General features: G+C 58.7%; 18 protein-coding genes. 3 read left to right on the top strand and 15 right to left on the bottom strand.

Going from position 1 to position 20612, the window contains the following annotated elements:
* Positions 1-28: 28 nt before the first annotated feature.
* The 6 genes from pepN to lexA form a co-directional block, all read right to left on the bottom strand.
* Positions 29-2662: an aminopeptidase N gene (gene pepN, locus F6A13_RS07805; RefSeq protein ID WP_126605554.1), complete on the bottom strand. Its 2634-nt coding sequence runs from the start codon at positions 2660-2662 to the stop codon at positions 29-31.
* On the bottom strand, positions 2659-3510 hold the full coding sequence (gene dsbG, locus F6A13_RS07800; RefSeq protein ID WP_113525647.1) for a thiol:disulfide interchange protein DsbG: 852 nt from the start codon (positions 3508-3510) through the stop codon (positions 2659-2661). Before dsbG ends, pepN begins: the two co-directional genes overlap by 4 nt.
* 156 nt (positions 3511-3666) lie before the next feature.
* Positions 3667-6729, bottom strand: coding sequence for an error-prone DNA polymerase (locus F6A13_RS07795; RefSeq protein WP_126605553.1), 3063 nt, complete (start codon positions 6727-6729; stop codon positions 3667-3669).
* Complete coding sequence (locus F6A13_RS07790) at positions 6707-8125, bottom strand: Y-family DNA polymerase (RefSeq protein WP_126605552.1); 1419 nt, start codon at positions 8123-8125, stop codon at positions 6707-6709. The genes F6A13_RS07795 and F6A13_RS07790 overlap by 23 nt, the downstream gene beginning before the upstream one ends.
* Positions 8126-8131: 6 nt before the next feature.
* Positions 8132-8776, bottom strand: coding sequence for a translesion DNA synthesis-associated protein ImuA (gene imuA, locus F6A13_RS07785; RefSeq protein ID WP_113525650.1), 645 nt, complete (start codon positions 8774-8776; stop codon positions 8132-8134).
* Positions 8773-9390 carry a transcriptional repressor LexA gene (lexA, locus tag F6A13_RS07780; protein ID WP_113525651.1) on the bottom strand — a complete coding sequence of 206 codons (618 nt, stop codon included), beginning with the start codon at positions 9388-9390 and terminating at the stop codon, positions 8773-8775. Before lexA ends, imuA begins: the two co-directional genes overlap by 4 nt.
* A gap of 71 nt (positions 9391-9461) precedes the next feature.
* On the opposite strand from lexA, the gene F6A13_RS07775 reads away from it, so the two are divergent.
* Complete coding sequence (locus F6A13_RS07775; RefSeq protein WP_225981763.1) at positions 9462-10004, top strand: DUF2147 domain-containing protein; 543 nt, start codon at positions 9462-9464, stop codon at positions 10002-10004.
* Here the strand turns inward: F6A13_RS07775 and F6A13_RS07770 are convergent, their stop codons facing one another.
* From F6A13_RS07770 to tnpA, 8 genes are all read right to left on the bottom strand, one after another.
* The gene (locus tag F6A13_RS07770) at positions 10005-10502 is read right to left on the bottom strand and encodes an AAA family ATPase (protein WP_126605551.1); all 498 of its coding nucleotides are present in this window, start codon (positions 10500-10502) and stop codon (positions 10005-10007) included.
* Between the two features lie 161 nt (positions 10503-10663).
* A complete protein-coding gene (locus tag F6A13_RS07765; RefSeq protein WP_113525653.1) occupies positions 10664-10930 on the bottom strand; it encodes a superinfection immunity protein in 267 nt (88 codons plus the stop codon).
* A gap of 138 nt (positions 10931-11068) precedes the next feature.
* Entirely contained in the window at positions 11069-11260 is a 192-nt protein-coding gene (locus F6A13_RS07760) for a hypothetical protein (RefSeq protein ID WP_009568881.1), read from the bottom strand.
* Positions 11261-11506: 246 nt separating this feature from the next.
* Positions 11507-11731 (bottom strand): CopZ family metallochaperone, encoded by a 225-nt coding sequence (locus tag F6A13_RS07755; RefSeq protein ID WP_113525654.1) that lies wholly within the window; start codon positions 11729-11731, stop codon positions 11507-11509.
* Positions 11732-12030: 299 nt separating this feature from the next.
* Entirely contained in the window at positions 12031-12447 is a 417-nt protein-coding gene (locus F6A13_RS07750; protein WP_126605550.1) for a VOC family protein, read from the bottom strand.
* A 415-nt stretch (positions 12448-12862) separates the two neighbouring features.
* Positions 12863-14500: an IS66 family transposase gene (tnpC, locus tag F6A13_RS07745; protein WP_126605549.1), complete on the bottom strand. Its 1638-nt coding sequence runs from the start codon at positions 14498-14500 to the stop codon at positions 12863-12865.
* Between the two features lie 49 nt (positions 14501-14549).
* Positions 14550-14897 carry an IS66 family insertion sequence element accessory protein TnpB gene (tnpB, locus tag F6A13_RS07740; protein ID WP_012536650.1) on the bottom strand — a complete coding sequence of 116 codons (348 nt, stop codon included), beginning with the start codon at positions 14895-14897 and terminating at the stop codon, positions 14550-14552.
* The gene (gene tnpA / locus F6A13_RS07735) at positions 14888-15220 is read right to left on the bottom strand and encodes an IS66 family insertion sequence element accessory protein TnpA (RefSeq protein WP_012536651.1); all 333 of its coding nucleotides are present in this window, start codon (positions 15218-15220) and stop codon (positions 14888-14890) included. Before tnpA ends, tnpB begins: the two co-directional genes overlap by 10 nt.
* 509 nt (positions 15221-15729) lie before the next feature.
* On the opposite strand from tnpA, the gene F6A13_RS07730 reads away from it, so the two are divergent.
* A complete protein-coding gene (locus F6A13_RS07730; protein WP_215879349.1) occupies positions 15730-16239 on the top strand; it encodes a hypothetical protein in 510 nt (169 codons plus the stop codon).
* A 293-nt stretch (positions 16240-16532) separates the two neighbouring features.
* Positions 16533-17555, top strand: a complete 1023-nt coding sequence (locus F6A13_RS07725) for a HEPN domain-containing protein (protein WP_126605548.1) — start codon at positions 16533-16535, stop codon at positions 17553-17555.
* A 65-nt stretch (positions 17556-17620) separates the two neighbouring features.
* On the opposite strand, the gene F6A13_RS07720 is transcribed toward F6A13_RS07725, so the two are convergent.
* Positions 17621-20527, bottom strand: coding sequence for a type I restriction endonuclease subunit R (locus tag F6A13_RS07720; protein WP_215886369.1), 2907 nt, complete (start codon positions 20525-20527; stop codon positions 17621-17623).
* Positions 20528-20612 lie beyond the last annotated feature (85 nt).

The raw sequence follows: 20612 nt of genomic DNA, 5'->3' as shown, positions 1-20612 counted from the left end.
CTTCAAGCTCTTTGCATGACGCCGCTGTCTACTTTTTATCTGGATGAGAACGCTGTATGACTTCTGCCAGATCGCGGGAAAGCCCAGGCTTACCGGCCAACATTTTCAAGGCTGCCACCATCGCTTGCTGACGCGGGGCATCGTAGCGCTGCCAGCGACTGAGGGGTGTCGCCAGGCGCGCCGCCGTCTGCGGATTGATGTCATCCAGACGGCGGATCTGCTCGGCAAAAAAAGTATAACCGGAACCATCCGCCGCATGGAAAACCGTGGGATTGGCGGCAAATGCGCCGAGTACCGCACGCACCCGATTGGGCACCCGCCAGTCAAAGGCTGGATGCACCAGCAGATGTTCCACCTGCCGCAAGGTTTTCGGATGTGGCGCAGCCGCCTGTATGGCAAACCATTTGTCGATCACCAGCGGGTAGTCGTGCCACCTTTGGTAAAAGTCGAGGATGACGTCTTCGGCATCGTGATGCTGATGTTGCACCAGCAACTGGAAAGCCGCCAGCCGGTCCGTCATGTTGTCGGCCTGCATATATTGCTGACGGGCGTACAGGATCGTCCCTTCGCGCCTGCTGCCCTCACCGGCGATGAGATAACCCAGAGCGAGGTTGCGTAGACGCCGGCGACCGATGGACAGACCGTCGCGCTGATAGGCGGCAGCAAGATCGTGATACAGATCGGTCCATTCCTTTGCGAAATGGCTGCCGATGGCGCGCATCATCCCCTCCCGGGCACGGTGGATGGCCTCGACGGCGACTACAGGCATCTGTTCGCCAATATAATCCTCGCCGGGGAGCGTCAACAGTTCGGCACAGAAGGCAGGATCCACCTGACGGTCCGCCAGCGTCGCTGCAACGGCGTTCCGCAATGTGACGGGCAACGGCGCGACCGACGAATCCGCCACAGCGGCGAGCAAGGCCTTTACAGCAAGGTCCTGCATGCTTTCCCAGCGATTGAAGGGATCATCATCGTGGCGTGCCAGAAAACCATGGGCGTCGTCATCCAGTGGGTCCTGCAGCCGCACCGGGGCGGAAAAGCCGCGCAGAAGGGAAGGAATCACCGGACCCGGCAAGTTCGCAAAGTTCCAGGACTGCTCCGATTGCTCCAGCAGCAATACCGTTTCGGAGGCACCCCCGGCAAGCTCCAGAGGCACACGTTGCCCTTGGGTGTTGAGCAGCGCCATACGAACCGGGATCGGCACCGCCTCTTTAACGGGTTGACCGGGGGTTGCCGGGGTTTCCTGATGCAGGGTAAGGGTATAGCTGTGCCGGGCAGGATCGTAGCTGCCGGTGGCCCGCAAAACGGGTGTTCCCGCCTGGCCATACCAACGCCGAAACCCGGAGAGGTCACGCTGGTTGGCGTCTTCCATGGCGGCGATAAAGTCCTCGATGGTTACCGCATGGCCGTCGTGACGCTCGAAATACAGATCCATACCCTTCCGAAATGGCACCTTGCCGAGCAGGGTGTGCATCATCCGCACCAATTCGGCGCCTTTTTCATAGACCGTGGCGGTGTAGAAATTATTGATCTCGGAGTAGGCATCGGGCCGCACCGGATGGGCGAGCGGGCCTGCGTCTTCCGGGAACTGGGCGGCACGCAGACGGCGTACATCGCCGATGCGCTGGACGCCGCGGGAATTTTGATCGGCGCTGAATTCCTGATCGCGAAACACCGTCAGGCCTTCTTTGAGACTGAGCTGGAACCAGTCGCGCAAGGTCACCCGATTGCCGGTCCAGTTGTGGAAGTATTCGTGGGCGATAACCGACTCGATACCCTGATAATCGCTGTCCGTAGCCGTTTCCGGGCTAGCGAGCACATACTTGGCATTAAAAATATTGAGGCCTTTATTCTCCATCGCGCCCATATTGAAGCTGTCGGTAGCGACGATCATATAGCGGTTTAGGTCGTATTCCCGGCCATAAACCTCTTCGTCCCAGCGCATGGCGTGTTTGAGGCTGTCCATGGCCTGGGCGCAGGCACCGGTATCGCGTTCGGCCACATAGATTTCCAGGGCTACTTCCCGGCCGGAAGCGGTACGGTACCGGTCGCGGACGACCGCCAGATCACCGGCCACCATGGCGAAGAGGTAGGCCGGCTTGGGATAGGGGTCTTCCCAGCGCGCCCAGTGCCAGCCACCCTCTTCAACACCCGTGGCCATACAGTTGCCATTGGCAAGCAATACCGGGCAACCGTCCTGCGGGGCGTGCAGGGTCACCGTGAAGCGGGCGAGGCAGTCGGGGCGATCCAGGTAATAGGTAATACGCCGGAATCCCTCCGCTTCGCATTGGGTCAGGAACTGCCCGCCCGCATGATAGAGACCGGAAAGCGCGGTGTTGGCCCGAGGATGGATACGTACCCTGCTTTCCAGAATGAAGGCTTCCGGGGGATTCAGCAACAGCAAACCACCCTCGGTCAGCCGATATGCGCTTTCTGCCAGCGCCTGGCCGTCCCGCTGGATATCCAACAGTTCCAAGGACTCGCCATCCAGATACAATTCCGCGACCGGCTCCGGTGCGATGCGATGCAACTGAAGGCGGGTATGTACTTCGGTATTGTCTGGATCCAGGCGCACATCCAAGGCGATTTCAGAAACTTGATAGCTGGGAACCTGGTAGTCTCCACGCCGGATTACCGCCGCTGTCGATCCTGAGATATTCACTTCTGGCACACCCCATTTTGCAGATTACCGATATGCGCAGCAAAATCCATGAAGCTTTCTTTGCCCAAGCCGTGTACCAGGGTCGGCTCACCCTTTGAATTACAGTAAATCAGGGTGGGGGTAGCCATTTCACCACTTTCGCTCAGTAGCTTGGTATTGTTTTCTACCGCACTGAGGGTGGCGGCGGCAGGATTTTGCGCCGGTGCAATCCCCCCCTCTTCCGTCACCGTATCAAAGCCCTTTTCGTTCTTCGCCATGGCGGCAGCGGGGTCTGCGGCACCAAGAATGGCTGCGGCCTTCGGCATGCTGTTCGGCTTGAGAAAAGCCACCACCACATAACGCACCCTGAGTTTGCCGGCCTCGATCAGCGGTTTGGCCTCTTCATAAAACTTGTGGCAGAAAATGCAGTTTGGATCGACGAAAGCAGTGATTTCCGGTCCGCCTGTACCCAGCACAAAGCTATCGGCACCAACCGCCTTCGCTGCCAAAGTCCCTGCGCTCGCCGGTTTGGGAATCAGGCCAAGTTTTACCATCGCCGTGTGCGCTTCATCCTCACCCTGCTTGTTCAGGACCGGACCGGCAATCAGGTATCGGCCATCCGCAGTGGCAAAGGCGACCGTTGGATGGCCCTGCAAAGTCACCTCGATTCCGGTCAATCCGCCGGGACCGGGAAACACCTTCTCGGCCTTGGCTTCTCCATGGGTCACGGATTCCAGCAAGCTAGCCGCTGTGCCGAGACTGACTCCCGATCCTGTGCCGGGCATTACCGCAAAACGTTCCACGACGGCGCCGGTGAGTCCCCCGATAATGAAAAGGCCTACGGCCAACGCGATGGATTTTTTCTCCATGAGTGAATACGGTCCTTATGTTTTTGCGAGAGGTAACGAAGATGCGCTTTGATTCTAAACCTGTGGCCGTGGTAAAAGCCAGACGGCCCCATCCAGGTAAGGCGGGACGGACCAGAGGAGCCCGCTGTCTGGGCAGGGACTTCCTCGGTAGCGGGACTAATGAAAATCCCGGGAGCGTGTACTCAGTGTACCCAGCCAGGGGCTGAGATCCTCCATGGCGTCGGCGATAAAATGAAGACTGGCGCCCTGACGCTCCAGCCGACCGCCGATACCCAGCAGGCGGCCCTGCAGCAGTGCCCGGCGCCAGCCTTCGACCCTTTGCGGCCAGACGATGACATTGATCATGCCGGACTCATCTTCCAGTGTCAGGAATACCGTACCATGAGCTGTACCGGGACGCTGCCGGTGGGTGACCAGACCGGCGAGACGATCCGGGCGGCCGTGGTGCTGCATGCGCACCTCGGCGATACGGCGATAGCCACTTTGGGCGATCCGCTTGCGCAGAAAATGCAGGGGATGGGGACCAAGGCTCAGGCCCAGTTGCTGATAATCGGCAATACAGGCGGCAGCGGGCGTTTCGGCAGGAAGGGCGGGAGCCTGCTCCGGTACCACCGGCATGGGCAATGCGGTGGGCAGGGGCAGACTGCCCTGCACCGCCCACAGGGCCTGATGTCGGTCCCCGTGCAGGCTGGATAGAGCCCCTGCATATGCCAGTTGGTGCAGTGCGGCAGCGGACAGACCAAGGCCGTGGCGAAGCGCCTCGCTGTGCAGCGCACCGCCCTGCGCCCGCCAGTGCAGAAGCCTTTCCGCCTCTTTGGGTGACAGGCCCTTGATCAGGCAAAGCCCCAGACGCAGCACCCTATCCTGTACTTTACAATCCCAGTCACTATGGCAGATGTCCACGGACAATACCTCAACGCCACAGCGGTAGGCCTCCTGCACGATCTGGGCGGGGGCATAAAAACCCATGGGCTGACTATTCAGTAGCGCGGCAGTGAATATGGCCGGATGGTGGCACTTGATCCAGGCGGAGGCATAAACCAGCAGGGCGAAACTGGCGGCATGGGATTCGGGAAAACCATATTCGGCGAAGCCCTGAATCTGCTGGCAAAGGCGCTGGGCGAATGCTTCGGAATAGCCACGCAGACGGAGACCGCGGATGAGGCGGTCGGTGTAAGGGCCGAGATGCCCCTTGCGCCGCCAGGCGGCCATGGCCCGGCGCAGACCATCCGCCTCGTCACCACTGAAACCGGCGGCATCGATGGCAATCTGCATCACCTGCTCCTGAAAAATCGGCACACCCAGGGTCCGTTCCAGCACCTTTTTGACTTCCGGTCCAGGATAGCGCACCGGCTCCAGCCCCTGGCGGCGACGCAGATAGGGATGCACCATATCCCCTTGAATGGGACCTGGGCGGATGATGGCCACTTCGATCACCAGGTCGTAAAAACAACGGGGTTTGAGGCGCGGCAACATGCCCATCTGCGCCCGCGACTCCACCTGAAAGACGCCCAAGCTCTCACCTCGCTGGAGCATGGCGTAGGTGGTGGAGTCTTCGGCAGGGATGTCGGCGAGGGTCATGCCCAGATCATCGAGGGCACGGCGCAACACGCTCAGCATCCCCAGCGCGAGTATATCGACCTTGAGAATACCAAGGACGTCGAGATCGTCCTTGTCCCACTGAATCACCGTGCGCTCCGCCATGGCGGCGGGTTCGATGGGAACCAGGGCATCGAGGGGGGTCGCAGAAAGCACCATGCCACCGACATGCTGGGAGAGATGACGCGGGAAACCGACCAGTGCATTGACTACGGTGATCAGGCGTTGGATGGTCGGGCTGGTGGGGTCGAAGCCCTGCTCCTGCAAACGCTCCGGGCGAATCTGGCGGCCATCCCACCAGGCCAGGCCCTGGGTGAGGCGCTGAATCTCGGCCGGCGCAAAACCAAGGGCACGGGCGGCATCGCGCATGGCACTGCGCGGCCGATAATGGATGATGGTAGCGGTCAGTGCGGCGTGGTCCCGCCCGTAATGCTGAAACACGTACTGAATGACTTCTTCGCGGCGCTCATGCTCGAAATCCACGTCAATATCCGGCGGCTCCCGGCGATCGCGAGAAATGAATCGCGCGAAAAGCAGTTGCATTCGGTTAGGGTCTACTTCCGTAATGCCGAGGGCATAGCAAATGACTGAATTGGCCGCCGAGCCCCGGCCCTGGCAGAGGATACCGCGCCCCTTGGCGAATCGGACGATATCGTGGACGGTCAGGAAATAGCCGGCGTAATCCAGTTCCCGCACCAGTGCCAGTTCCGCCTCCAGTTGCGTGGTTACCACCGTGGCGACACCTTGGGGATAACGCCGTTGCAGGCCTTGCCTGGCCAGTTCGGCGAGATAATCATTCCGCTGCTGGCCTGCGGGACAGGCTCCATCGGGGTAGCGATAAACGAGACTATCTAGAGAAAATTGACAGCGCTCTGCCACCCGCAGGGTTTCGGCCAGCAGCTCCGGAGGATAGAGTTCCGCCAGTACGGGGCGCGGGCGCAGGTGGCGCTCGCCATTACGGGCCAGTGCCCAGCCCAGATCCGCCAGCGGACGCCGCAGGCGGATGGCAGTGAGCACATCCTGCAAAAAACGACGGCTGCGCCGGTCCATGTGGACATCCCCGCAAGCCAGACAAGGAATCTTCAACGCCCTGCCCTGCTCCAACACCTCCCGAAGTTGCGCCGCGTCGTCGCAGCCACGCAGGAGCTCCGCGCCAAGCCAGACATTTTCGGCGCCAAGACAATCCCTTACGGCGATGGCGTCGGCAGCATCAAAGCGTAGGCTTTGTGAATCGGGTAGAATGATGGCCAGACAACCCGCAAGTCCTTGCAAGTCCGCCAGCAGGGCCTGATACCTGCCTTTTTCCGCTCGTCCCCGGGCGCGGGTGATGAAGCGGGATAGCGCGACATAACCGTCACGCTCCTGCACCAGCAGGACGATGCGCGGACCATCGGTCAGGGCGATTTCACTGCCCAGTATCAGCGGAAAACCGATATTGTGGGCATGGCTGTGGGCTCGCGCCGCGCTGCCCAGGGAACACTCCTCGGTAATGGCGAGGGCGCGGTATCCCAGAGCCTGGGCACGGTCCAGCAGGTCTTCCACGGCACTGGCACCCCGTAAAAAACTCAGTGCGCTGAGACAGTGAAGCTCGGCATACTCAGGCAAAATAGCCCTGCACATAGAAACGCCCCTGACGCCGGTCCCGATACACCCAGCACAGAGCCCCGCCAGGATGTCGCCAGCGGAAGTAATCCCGGCTCTGATCGCGGCCATCCCACCAGCCGCCTTCGATACGTTCTACCTGCGCCGGCGGAAGGAGCGGTGGGGCATGGAGCGGCAGTGCCTGCGCCAGCAACCAGAGGGGACGAGCGGCATTGGCCTCTCCCTGCCCAGCTCCCGGCGGTACCCTCTGCCAGGCATAATCCGGGCGATGATCCGCCACCCCGGCGACGGCATATACCGCAACGTCACCCAGACGCTGACGCAATTGCTCCACCAACTGCCAGCGCGCCTCCTCCGCCTCGTCCTGCCACCAGGTGGCCTGACGCCCGGACCAGTGATGCGGCGCCAGTGCCTGCAGGTGCAGGGTATGCACGGCAAAATCCAGAGGCTGTTGTTGTAACCGCCATTGCCAGAGCGTCAACAATGTTTCCACCTTCGTGGAAGGATCGCGTACCTCCAGCGTGGAAGACCATTGCCGCTCACGACCCTGCAACTGCAGCAGCCAGGAGCGGCTGGCCTGCGCCTGCGTCCGGAGAAGAAGCTGAAGATCCTGTAAAGCACGGTGCAGGGCAAAGCGCAGGCCTTCCCAGTGGCGGATTTCACTGTACAGCGGGATGGAAACTTCCGGATTCATCGGGAAAGACAATGCGGGACGCGGATCATCTATCCTACCGCTCAGACGATCCAGCACATGCAAGGATTCGGGACCAAGGCGCCTGACCAGATCGGCACGGTCCAGGGCCTGAAGCTGGGCGCAATGACGAACCCCCAAGGCCAGCAGGGCCGCACGGGTGGTGGCGGCACAAGGCAGCAGAGTTATGGGGATTCGCGGCCAGAGCAGCGCCCAGTCGACGGCCCCTGGGCAAAAGCTGGAGCCAGGACCGGAACTGGTTCCTTGCCATTGCGCCAGTAAGGCGGCACCCAGGGGTGTCGGAGCCACCCCGGCATGCACACTCAGTCGCGTCGCAGCAGCCCATGCCGCCACGACCTGCAACAATGTGTCGTCCTGCTGCAGGCGGGTGTTACCGGAGATATCCACCGCCAGGGCGGGGGACATCTCCTCCAGCAGCACTACCCGTGGTGCCAGACTATAAAGCAGCCTGGCCCAGTGGCTGAGCGCCTGCACTTCGGCAGCCGGGTCGCGAGTACAGAGTTGCAGTTCCGGGAGCATAGCCAAAGCCCGCGCCGTCGTCATGCCCGTTCGTAGTCCCGCCTGAAACGCTGTCGCGTTGACCTGCAACAAGGTTCCAGCACTGCCCTGCGCGTCCACCAGCGCCAGCGCGGCCGCTTCTGCCTGCACCCGTTCCCGAAGCTCCACGCCCAAACGCGGAAACTGTATCGCCAGCCAGTACATTGGGTTTCAGAACGCCAGCGCCAGTTGGTCGCTGAGCGCCACCATACCCCGCGTCGGCATGGCACCACGACGTTTACGGACGTTCACGTCGATTCCTTGTGGGGCAGGGTGCAGACCCAGACGCAAGGCAACGGGCACCGTAGCGACGTTGCTTTGGCGGAAAAAGAAGAAGGCCAGACTGTTGCCCGCCTCGGCCGCCAATTGCAGGCGACGCCACTGGATATCTTGTAGAGTCGGCGGCCAGGCCAGCACCGCGCTGCAACTGCCGGAACGCAGAGCCAGTTCCAGCGCCCAGAGCGTATTCTGGCCCTTGCGTGGATGCAGCACCAGCATCCGTGCAAGATCGACACCGGCAGCCGCCAGTGCTGCCGGATAGGGGATATGTGGAGGCGCGACCCAGAGTATCCAGCGCGCCTCGCGCTGACTCAGTTCCGCCACGGCGGGCAGCACCAGACGCAGTTCTCCGATACCGTCCAGAGCGCTGACCACTTCAGTGATGGCGCCACGTGGCCAGTCACCTACCAACCGCTCCAGATCCGGCCAGTGCGCCGCCACGCCCGGCGTCCGCTGATTATTCAGACCCCGCCACAAGTGCTGGGGATGGTTGCTCAACAGGGTGTCGACGGCGGTTTTATGTGCGGATGGATTCATAAGTTGCCTCCGATACGCAGCAGTCCGACCACCACGCCTTCGATTGTCAGACTGTCGCGTTGCAAATCCACAGAAATAGGGGAGAAATCCGGGTTTTCCGGCAGCAGCCAGACCTGCTTGCCATCCCGCTTCCAGCGTTTGACCGTCACCTCACCGTTGACCCGGGCCACTACCATTTGACCATCCTGGGGAGTGAGCGAGGCATCGTGACGGACGGCGAGAATATCGCCATCGAGAATGCCGGCATCACGCATACTCATGCCCTGCACGCGCAACAGGTAATCGGCGCCTGGCGAAAAGAGCTTTGGGTCGACGGGCAACTGCCCTTCCCGGAACTCTTCGGCCAGCATGGGTTGCCCGGCGGCCACGCGCCCGATCAGCGGCAAACCGGTTTCTTCTTCGCTTGCACAGAGGCGGATGCCCCTGGCCGTACCATTCTGCAGCAGGATATAGCCCTTGCGCGCCAGTACCCGCAGGTGACTTTCGGCAGCATTGGGTGAACGGAAGCCAAAGGCCCGCATCAACTCCGCACGGGTAGGCGGCAGACTGTCTTCCGCCATACGGGTACGAATCCAGCCGAGAATTTCGGACTGCCGGGGGGTAAGTTCATCCATGCAATATCTCCTGAGGGCCAGCGGATCCACCTGCTGGCGATGGCTATATTTTTATACAGTATCACTGCAGAATGCAAGGCCCGATACAGGACAGCGCCGCCATCCGGCCGCAGTTGCCAGCCGTTGCTCATATTGTTAAAATTTTGCAACATAAATTTGTGTATGTAGGGACACAAGGCTGGGAAGGTCAAGGAATGAAACATCTTTTAGCTCGTTGTCTCGTCCTCACCGGGCTACTTTTGGGGAGTATCGGTATCGCTTTTGCAGGCTCAGGGCGCGAGAGCATTACCGGCTTGTGGCAAACTGCGGGGGGCAATGGATACATCCGCATTTACGCAAAAAATGGTATGATTTTCGGACAGAGCGTGAGACATATGCAGGACACTGTGCAGCAGGCCCGCGCCAAGGGGCAGCCGCAAATTCTGGCGGACTTCGTGCCCAGACGTCCGGGGGAATGGGCAAAGGGCCGCATTTACGACCCCAACAGCAAAACCTACTATCATGGCACACTGACGACTCTGGATTCCCGCAAACTCAAGGTGTACGGTTATGTCGGCTTTTCGTGGCTCGGCGGCAATACCATCTGGACCAAGGTTCCATCTGAATCGCGGTAGTTAAAGGCCCTCCACAGCCTCCCAGTAGCGGTCCTCCGGCTCCAGCTTTTTGATGTGCTCCCTGAGCACTTCGCCACCTACCGGGTGGCCCCTTCCCCGATCGCGGCGGATGAGCTCCATCAGCGGCAAGGCCGGGAAGTAATGCACAGACATCTCCGTGACCCCCTGATCCCGCAACCATTGTGCTTTTTTTGCCAGATCGTCGACATCCAGATGGGTGTCGGCAAGGACAAGGACATCGTGCGTACCGATGGCACTCCGCACCTGCCGTTCCCAAAGCTGCTGGACCTTACCTTCCAGGGCAGGGTTCCACGCCGACCAGGAAAACACCCCCTCGATCTTCCCCTCGTGCAGGGAAACCCGAATCCCGTCTCTTTCGATAATAGCGATACGCAACCCCGTATAACGGGACTGCACCGATCGAGCCCAGGTGCTTTTACCAGAGGCCGCGGTGCCCACGGTGAAAATGACCAATGGAGATGTTTTCAAATCAGGCATCCACCCAAATCCGGAATGGTCCGGACTGCCCAAAAATCCGCCCGGTTGCGGTAAGGCCCATAGTTACTGCGGTGTTCATATCATTTCCTGTCGCTGATGATTCCGGGATGAGTGTGCAGAGCATCCATGCCGCAAGCATCGCCGTTCCGACCTAGACTCTATCACATCCAGGGCTCCTGGCGGCGGGGTGGACGGTCGTCGTCAAAATTATCGCCATTGCCACTCATGACTGCCCAGATCAGCGCGGCAACCCAGCCGAGGACGGTCCAGCCGAGCAATAGATCCAGCAGGGTGATGGGTATCCGGTGCGGGCTATCCATGCTCCAGGCCATCAGAGCAGGTAACACATACACGCCTATCGCCACGATGAAGGCGACCATCAGTAACGCCACAAAACCGGCGCGGCTGTCGGTGATCCAGTGCAACATGGGGGTTCCTTTCCGTTTACGCACCAATCATATAGCGAATTTGAGCAGATTGGCACCCCTGGAATGGGCCCGATACCCGCTCCCCCAAATAAAAAAGGGGGCCAGAAGGCCCCTTTTTCCTACTTAGGGAAGTTCCCCTTAGTAACCTTTCTTGGCTGTGGCTTTTTTCACAGGAGCCTTGTGCGCAACGGCCTTATGCGCGACGGCCTTGTGCGTGGCCACTTTGGCTGGGTGTTTCGCCGGAGCCTTGGCTGGCGTCGCCGCAAAGGCGGTGGAAACTGCGAAGGCAGACATCATGACAATAGCAATAGCAGAAGTTTTCATGGACATGTTACTTACTCCTCAAGGTTGAAACTGCGAACCAGCAATATCAATATTCATGCCAATTGAAATACCCCTTGTTTTTATATGAGTTTTGCGGAATTCTGGTGACATTTTCTGCCATAAAAGTGTCCGGTGTCAGCGACAGAAAACTGTCCATCCCTCTTATAATAATGGAAAATCATATAGTTGCCTTGTCGCGGATCCGCCATACGCCTGTTTCCGGTGCGCCGGCTTGTCCCAAGCCATTTGCAGCTACGATCCGCTCTGTGACTTTTTGCACTCTTCCGCCTCATAGCCCTCCTCCCTGACCACGGCGATCAGCGTGGCGGTATCCGCTAGGCCATGCACCACGGCTTCTCCCGGCTCCAACGTAACGTCCGCTTTTTCTACACCAGGTACGCCTTCCAGCGCCTTGGTCACGGCCCGCACGCAGTGTCCGCAGGTCATGCCGGTGATCTTCAGCCTGATATCGCTCATGGGTTCTCTCCTGTTGAAAATTAGGTGTAAAGGAATGAATAAAACCGCCCGTATGAACTGACATTCGATTGCACAGGGCATCAGCCATGTGCCGGAGTGGAACCTCGGCCACGGATAATCACTGATACTCTGCGTATAGCCCACCACTGGACCATGGTAAACATTGAAGCTTGGTGTAATGTCAAGAGCCCATGCCCCGTACCCATTATAGAGCAGACCAGTTTCGAGACCGGGGGGCGGTCAGAATTTGACCAACAAACGGTTCAAATCCTGACACCGGAGCTAAGCATAATCTGACCTTATTCGCTAGGTTTACATACCATTGAATGAAAGCCAATCATATTGCCTTCCGTATCCTGAACAAGAGCGATGAAACCATGTTCACCGATAGATGTTTTTTCTTTGATCAAAATACCGCCATGCGCAACGGCACGTGCCGCTTCAACAGCACAGTCTTCGCAACCAAAATATACTAGGGTGCCACCAACCCCAGAGGATTTGCCTTCCATTTTTACTAGCATGCCGCCAGCACCGTAGGTGTTCATCCCGGCTTCTCTGTCCATGGGGAAAGACCACATTTCCATAGTCATTTCCGCTGTCGGAGCGGGCATTTCACACAGCTTGATTGCGAGAACTGCTTCGTAGAAGCTTTTGGCACGCTCCATGTCTTGAACGTAAATTTCAAACCAAACAATAGGATTATTTTTACTATGCATTGCGTTTCTCCTTATGGTTGATCAAGTTAGCAACAAATAATGGTGGTTTCGATTTTCAGGTAATCGGATGAACACCCCCTTCCCTCCGTCACGGACCAATGTCACGATGGGGAACCTATGGATCCGGTGCATTGTTGACTGGAGCATCCCGGATGCCAAAGTAAAGTCTACACCAAAGCTGCCGGTTTTGAACGATGCTTTGACGTTGACTAGCACTTTGCTCTTCGGACCAAACGATGCCTGGCTGGCAGCCTCAAAAGCGTCTGCCAGTAATATTCATCCGACCCTTAAATATCCGACATGGCGTAGCGAGCAGCGGGATGCCGAAAGTAGCTGGCGACCTTGCGCGGTATTTGGCGCAGGCTCCGCATGAAGGTAAACGTTCAGCCAACCCACCCTTGCGGGTTGGCGCCAATCAGGCTAATGCAGATTTTTTCCAGTTCCACGGCAAGAGTTCGTGGAGTTTTTTGTTGGGCCAGGTCGGGAGCTTTTCGAGCACGTCACAGAGGTACGCGAAGGGCTCGATGCCGTTGAGTTTGCACGTTTCGATGATGCTGTAGAAGGACGCGGCACGCTCGCCACCGGCATCATTTCCAACAAATAAAAAATTCTTGCGACCAATGGCCACGCCCCGCAGCGCTCGCTCCACCGGATTATTATCGATGCTGAGTTGTCCTTCTTCGAGGTAGAGCGTCAGTGCTTTCCAACGGTTGAGGGCATAGCCGATGGCTTTAGCGATGCCACTTTTCGGCGCCACCTGCATCTGGGTTTCCGTGAGCCAGGCATGGAAGGCTTCCAGCAGGGGACCGGCACGCTGCTGCCGGGCGGCGACTTTCTGATCTGGTAGAGATTCCTTGATCTCCGCTTCGATGGCGTAGAGTTTGACGATCCAGGCCAGGGCCTTCTGGGCTACCGGACTGGGACCCCGCTGTTCCACGTCATAGAAGTGGCGGCGGACATGCGCCCAGCATCCCGCTTCGATGATCTGTTCCTTGCGGTAGAGGGCATCATACCCCCCATAGTCATCGGTCTGGAGAATGCCTTTCCAGTCGCCCAGGAAGTGTTGCGCGTGGATCCCCTTACGGTCCGGGGCATAATCAAAGACCACGACGGGATGCGGGGCATCCGCCTGGCTGCGATACACCCAGAGATAGGCTTTGTCCGTCTTGCCGCTGCCGGGGTTGAGGACGGGCAAGGGCGTCTCGTCGGCGTGCAGAATCTTTCCTTCCAGCAAGGCCCTTTTGCAGGCTTCGGCGAGCAGGCTGATCCAGTATTCGCCCTGACCCAGCCAGCTGCAGAGGGTGGCGCGAGAGATCGGTACGCCCGCTCGCTGGTACTGGGTTTCCTGCCGGTACAAAGGCAGGTGATCCACGTGTTTCGCCGTCATCACATGGGCCACCAGGCGCGCCGTGGGCAAGCCCTTGTCAATCACCTGTGCCGGTAATGCCGGACTTTCGAGGGTACCGCAGGGGCGGCAGACCAGTTTGGGGCGGATATGGCGAATCACCTGGAAGCGTCCGGGGATATAATCCAGTTTTTCGCTGATCTCTTCCCCGACCGTTTCGAGTGGACCCCCACATTGCGCGCAAGTGCAAGTCTTGGGATCGTGACGTACTTCTACCCGGGGCAGATGGGCGGGGATCGCCATGCGGCCGGGGTGCCGGCGTACGGGACGGGCGGGGACCGCTACGGTCTGCGCGTCGGCGGCTGCTCCCTCTGCACGGCCAGCGGTCACGGCCGCACTGTCTTCCAGAACGGTTTCGAGGAGGCTTTCCATCGCCGCGATTTCGGTATCCAGCGCTTCTTCCCAAAGACTGATCTGGTCGGGAGAGAGCTTTTCCGAACGGCGTCCGAATCGCCAGCGCTGCAGTTTGGCGATGGTGCTTTCCAGGCGGGCGATGGTTTCATCGCGCAGGGCAATGGCCGCTTGCTGTTGGGCGATGATCCGGGTGCGTTCCGCTTCCTGTTCCTCCTGCTGTTGCAGCAGGCTCAGCACCAGATCGCGCAGGGCGTCCGGGCTGGTGGGAAGAGGCGTTTGCGGCGCTGAAATCATCAGAAAATAGTATCGGAACTGGGCTATTTATACAAGAAATTCCCGCTAGTTACAGCAGTGTTGGTGTGCATTTTTCCAGGCTCGGTAACGGCGTCCACGGGCGCCCCTCTACCAGCATCGCCCACTGCGCAGCGGAGAGTTCTATGGCACCGGCATCGGCGCGGGGCCAATGGAGTCGTCCCTGATCCAGACGGCGATACACCAGCCAGAAGCCCAGTCCATCCCACAGTAACAATTTCAGACGATCCCCTCGGCGGTTGCGAAAGACAAAAGCATGACCGCAAAAAGGATCGGCAGCCAATACCCCCTGTACCTTGGCCGCCAGGCCATCAAAGCCTAACCGCATATCTACGGGCGCTGCCGCGAGCCAGATCCGGCTGCTCGAATTTAGCCACATGGTCTTTCCAGAATCTGCACCAAGGTCTGGAGCCAGCTGGTATCTACCGGCGCCGCAAGCTTCAGGCTACGACCGGATAACAGGTGAATTTCCACCGGTGAAACAGGCGTCCTGACCGGCGCGGCCAGAGTTACCGGCAAAAACCCTTCGGGCACGGCGGACAGCAACGGCGTTTGTACAGAATCGGCAAAGCGTTTGCGCCAGTAATGCAGCGTGGCTACGGCGATCCCCGCCTGCGCACAATAATTCTTGACCGACTGTCCGCTCGCCTGAAATCCCTCTACCTGCTGCCGCCAATAAGCGACTTTCTCTTCTTTCTTCATCACCATCCCTCCGCGCTGAATGCAGATCAGGATCGGTCAGGTCAGGAAATTTGGGAAGGTGGGTTGCTTAGACGCTTACGCATGAAGGCTCATGAACTGGGAATGATCGGGTGTGCAACACGGCGGATGAAATATTCTTGGGCGCCTTCATCGTTTTTAGGGATGGCCTTTCTCGCGCGGATCATCCAGATGGTCCTTGGAGGATCTGGAGGCGCTGGGCCGCGACGCAGGTAAGTAGAGGGCCGGGAGCCGGGTTGCCTTTCCCAGAAATCCGCCTAACCTGATGGTTACCAACCATCAGAGGAAGAAGTGATGAATCTCAGAATTATGACAGCGCTGGCCATTGCGCCATTGCGCCAGTTGCCGCAGCCGATACCCTTAGTCAGGCCTTGGATACGATTGGGGTCTATGGCGAAGTCGCCGCCACTCCATCCAGCGCGAGCGCAAGCGTCCCGTCTGGCAGTGTGTCTGCGAATGGCGGCAACACGAACGGCGGCGTCGGCATTACCATGACCGGCGTCAATCAGGAATTGTGGTACACCCATTTGAGCGCGGATTACGCATTTGGTTCGCCGATCAATGGGGGTGGTATTACGGGGACATTAGCTGGTGGTAGTGGTACCGGCTCCGCCCACGTGTCTGGTCACTCGATGGCTTTTAATGCGCGCATCGGTAAGCTGTTTGCCATTGGTGAAGACGCAGCGGTTGGCCCATATCTGGCCTATCAGTATGCCGATTTTAAGCTGGGTCTGGATGGCATCACGGCCCGGTACCAGAACAATGCGGTACAGCTACACACCCTATGCCCTGAATGCGAGCACCACGATCAACGATATTCGTGGCATCGTGGGGATGGCTTACCACTTCTGACTGTCAGCATCTTTCAGCACACAAGCGTCCTTCGGGGGCGCTTTTTTATTGCCCATAGGCAGTTGGTTGCTGCAACTGAACAGAAGTGCCCTCGCCAGCGCTGCCGTTGCCCTCGTCGAGCGGTTTTTTTCACGATGCCCCCGCACTGACAGATCTGCGAGCGCTTCCCTTCGTAGCTGCACCAACGTGCATCGATACCACCCCCGCCTGAAAGCGGGGCTCAGGGTTTCCCGGTTAACGAGATGGCGGCCCCCGGTGGGGTACTTCCGGGAATTGGCATCATCCCCCCATCCAGCAGGCAAGGCATCATCCGGCCCTCTCGCGCCAACGCTGTAATAGCAATAAACACGTTTCCCCAAGGGTCCTGGATAACGAGCATTCGTCATTCTTGCACTATTCTTTCAGAAGGTTACACTGTCCGCTCACCCGAGGAATTACCTATATGACTTACACCTGGCCACGAAAGCGACCGGAAAGCGAAGATGAATTCGAATGTGAGATGGAATACGTGGACGCACATCTCAATGAATCGGGTTTCATACCCGCTCAAAGGCCGCATATTTTTCCTCTACGATTCGGCGAAGCCTTCGGAGACGTGACGCATATATACCCTGACGATGCTCTTGCCGATGAACCAGGATTCAGTGGCAATCAGCTCGTGGCCAGAGGGCATCGCTGGTATCGGGACGTCTATGGAAACCGGCTCAATCACCCATATGAGTTGGGTTTTGCACCCGTGGAGCTGGGTAATAGTATTTGGCGCTTTTCTGTACCGCAAACCTACGGCGGCAAATGTGAGTACATGCTGGACAGGAATCTGGAGAACTGCGGAGTTGATAGTGACGGTAATCCAATTAAAAAGGGGGATATGATTTATTCAATAGAAATCCCGCCAAAGATAAACTGTCTTGCATGTATAGACGGGCTTACGCAAGGGATGGCGAACAGGCTGAGCGATGCGCAGCTGAATGCTTTCCTCGAATGGTGTCGCATTACCATAATCGGACTATCCTGGTTTGTAGATTTGTTCTGGCGAGTGAGTTATAATGACGAGCAATTGTTCTATACGGCTTTTGGCGATTATCAATCCTCTTGCGCTAACCTGCTTCAGGGGCGATACTCTCAATCTCGATGGGATTCCACCCAAGCTGTAGAAAAGCTGATTAAGGGCTTGCTGAATGTCGTCTCAGGGAAATTTGAAAAGACTCATAAATTATCAACCCCAGCGGAAAAGCTTTCCCAGTACATGGAAAATACCATCGAAGAATCTCTCCTAACCTCCGTTTATTGGCCGACAAATGGACGATATGGTGAAAAGAAAACCACTCGGGCAGAAAGCCTCAAAGCCAATCACGGGGTACTAGAAATTGCTTGTCAACTCGCGGCTGACGGCAAGATACAAGAGCAATTGCAAAACGCTCGCGACGTAGCAATACTACCCAATACCTCCGCTCCTCAAAAATGAACCGCTGTTTCCTCTTGTAGAGTTAAACCGTTTAGCTCAAAGATATTTCGCACCCTAATAAAGCACTACCGCCCCTCCCTCCCCTCCCGCAACCTTTCATACAATCCTGCCGGCCCCAGCAGGATATCCTTCAACTCGGCCCGGATGCGGGCGGATTCGAGGGCCTGGGTGCTCATGGACGTAAACGAGGCCATGGCCTCCATGATGGCGTCAAGAATCAGCCGGTCCAGGTCCGGGGAATTGGCGAACTGTTCCTTGGTGTTGTTGGCGGCCTGTTCGATGAGGAGTTCGCAGTCTATGAGCTTGCCCATGATGACGTCATTCACATACACCAGCTTGTCATTATCGCTGATGTGTCCCACAAAAATCTCGTTGACGCGCTGAATGATGGCGTCGAGGCTCTCCCGGTGCTTGTCCCGCACCATGCCGCCCCCGGCCTCCGAAGGGGTCAGCTTTTCTCCGCCGATGAGGTAGAGCTTCTCCGTCGCCAGCTCCTTCAGGGTGTGGTGAGTCAGGGCCAGTTCGGAGAGGTCCACCTCCTCGATATCCCGACCAAAGGTCAGCAAGCGCTGCAGGAGCTTGAAGAAAATCGCCCGTTTTTCGATGTCGGTGTTGCCGTAGTCGAAAATCTGCGAGAGAAAGCTGTAACTGCGGACATAGGTGCCGATGTCCTTCTTGAATAGCCACAGGGCGTCCATTTCGGCTTTGGCGGCCTGTGCCGGAGCGCTGTCCCCGTCATCGGGCTGATGCTGCTGCCAGAGGACGCGAGCCTTGGCAAAGCGCTGCAGGAGGGCATCCGCCACGGGGCGCAACACCGCATCCACGCGGGCCTGCTTGCCACCCTGGAGCACCGCGCTTACCACGGCCTCCACGTCCTCTGCGGTATAAAACTCCTGGGCGTCGAGTTTGGCGCGCAAATCATAAATGCTGTCCGGATTGCTGACGCCGGCCAGTTCCGCCGTTTCATAGTAGGGCTGGAACGCCTTGAGGATGTCCTCTCCCTTGTTCACAAAATCCACGACATAGGTGGTGTCCTTGCCGGGATAAGCCCGGTTCAGGCGGGAGAGGGTCTGCACCGCCTGAATGCCATCCAGGCGTTTGTGGACGTACATCCCGCAGAGCAGGGGTTCATCAAAGCCCGTCTGGAACTTGTTGGCGACGAGGAGAATGGCGTACTCGCCGCGATGACCATTTTCGGAACTGAACGCCTTGCGGATGCTGCGTGCTTTCAGGCCGGGGTTCAGGTCCCGGCTGGTTTCCGATACCGGCTTGTCGAAGGATTCCGTATCTTCCACCTCCCCGGAGAAGGCGACAAGGGTATTGAGGGCGTAGCCACGGGAGGCGATGTACTTGCGCATGGCCAGATGCCAGCGTACCGCTTCCAGGCGGGAGCTGGTCACCACCATGGCCTTGGCTTGTCCATCTAAGAGCGGCATCACGAATTTGCGAAAGTGCTCCACCACAATCTGGACGTGCTGGGCGATGTTATAGCTGTGCAGCTGCACCCAGCCCATGATGCCCGCCGTGGCGGTACCGGCATCCACGACGGGGGGTTTTTTGCCCTCCTGCTGACCACTGGTCTCGTGGGCCAACTGGAAGGCCAACTGGTAAGGCGTGTAGTTTTTCAGCACGTCGAGGATAAATTCCTCTTCGATGGCCTGGCGCATGGAATACACATGAAAAGGTTCCGGCTTGTTGTCTTCGTCACTGGGCGACCGTTCCGGGTATGGCCGGGTGCCGAACAGTTGCAGGGTCTTGTCCTTGGGGGTGGCGGTGAACGCCACATAGGTAATCCCGGTTTCCTTACCGGCGGCCCGGGCTTCCATCTCGGCGGCGAGCATGTCTTCGACGGAGACGTCCTCCACCTCGTCCATCTCGAGTGCGGCCCCGTCTCTGGCGGTGGCGGCGCCCTGCAAGGGAATGCTTCCGGAGAGTATAACTTTGAGACGTGCCGCGGTTTCGTTCGTCTGGGAGGAATGGGCCTCATCGGCCACTACGGCGAAACGCTTCCCCCGCGTGGCGGCGAGTTCCTGGATGTATTGCAGCGTGAATGGGAAGGTTTGCAGGGTACAGGCAATAATCTGCTTGTTGGCGGCCAGGGCTTCGGAGAGTTCCCGGCTTTTGGAAGCCCCCTCCCCTTTGACGACGGCCACGACGCCCGCCGTCCGCTGATGGGCCATGAGGGCTTCCTGGAGCTGTTCATCGAGTACCGTCCGGTCCGAGACGACAATCACGCTGTCGAATATCTTGCGGTCCGTCTCGTCATGCAATTCCGCCAGCATGTGCGCGGTCCAGGCAATGCTGTGGGTTTTGCCGGAGCCCGCCGAGTGTTGGATGAGGTATTTGTCGCCCGCCCCGTCCCGGAGTACGGCGGAAACGATTTTCCGCGTGGAATCCAGTTGGTGGTAGCGGGGAAAAACGACGCCTTTCAGTTGCTTCTTCTTGTCCCGCACTGGTACCAGATAGCGGCCCAGAATCTGCAGCCAGGACGTCGGTGCCCAGACGGATTTCCAGAGATAGTCGGTGGCGATGCCGCTCGGATTGGCGGGATTCCCGGCACCGCCCTGATTCCCCTGGTTGAAGGGCAGGAAACGGGTGTCCATGCCCGCGAGCTTCGTGGTCATCCGCACTTCGGAGTTGCTGACGGCAAAATGTACCAGCGCGCCACCGGGAAAGCTCAGCAGGGGCTCGGGCGTGTTCCGCTCCGGCGGCCGGGGATGCCTGTCCCGCTTGTATTGATAGACCGCGTTCTCTACCGCCTGGGTGTAATCCGTCTTGAGTTCCGCCGTGGCGACGGGCAGACCGTTCAGGAACAGTACGAGGTCCAGGCTGCGGCCCGTGTCGTGCGCCGAGTAATGGACTTGCCGCACCACCCTGAGCCGGTTGGCCTGGTAGCGGGCCGCAAGTTCCTGGTTCATGCCCGAGGCGGGTTTGAACTGGGCCAGCGCAATGGGATGCCGCAAGCCCAGCATTTCGATGCCGTGGCGCAGGACGTAAAGAGTGCCCTGGGGTGTCCAGCGCCTTGCGCAGGCGGGCCATCACTTCGGTAAGTGCCCT

The organism is Acidithiobacillus sp. 'AMD consortium', from assembly GCF_008926505.1.
Lineage (GTDB): Bacteria > Pseudomonadota > Gammaproteobacteria > Acidithiobacillales > Acidithiobacillaceae > Acidithiobacillus > Acidithiobacillus ferridurans.
This window is presented reverse-complemented; position numbering and strand designations above follow the sequence as displayed.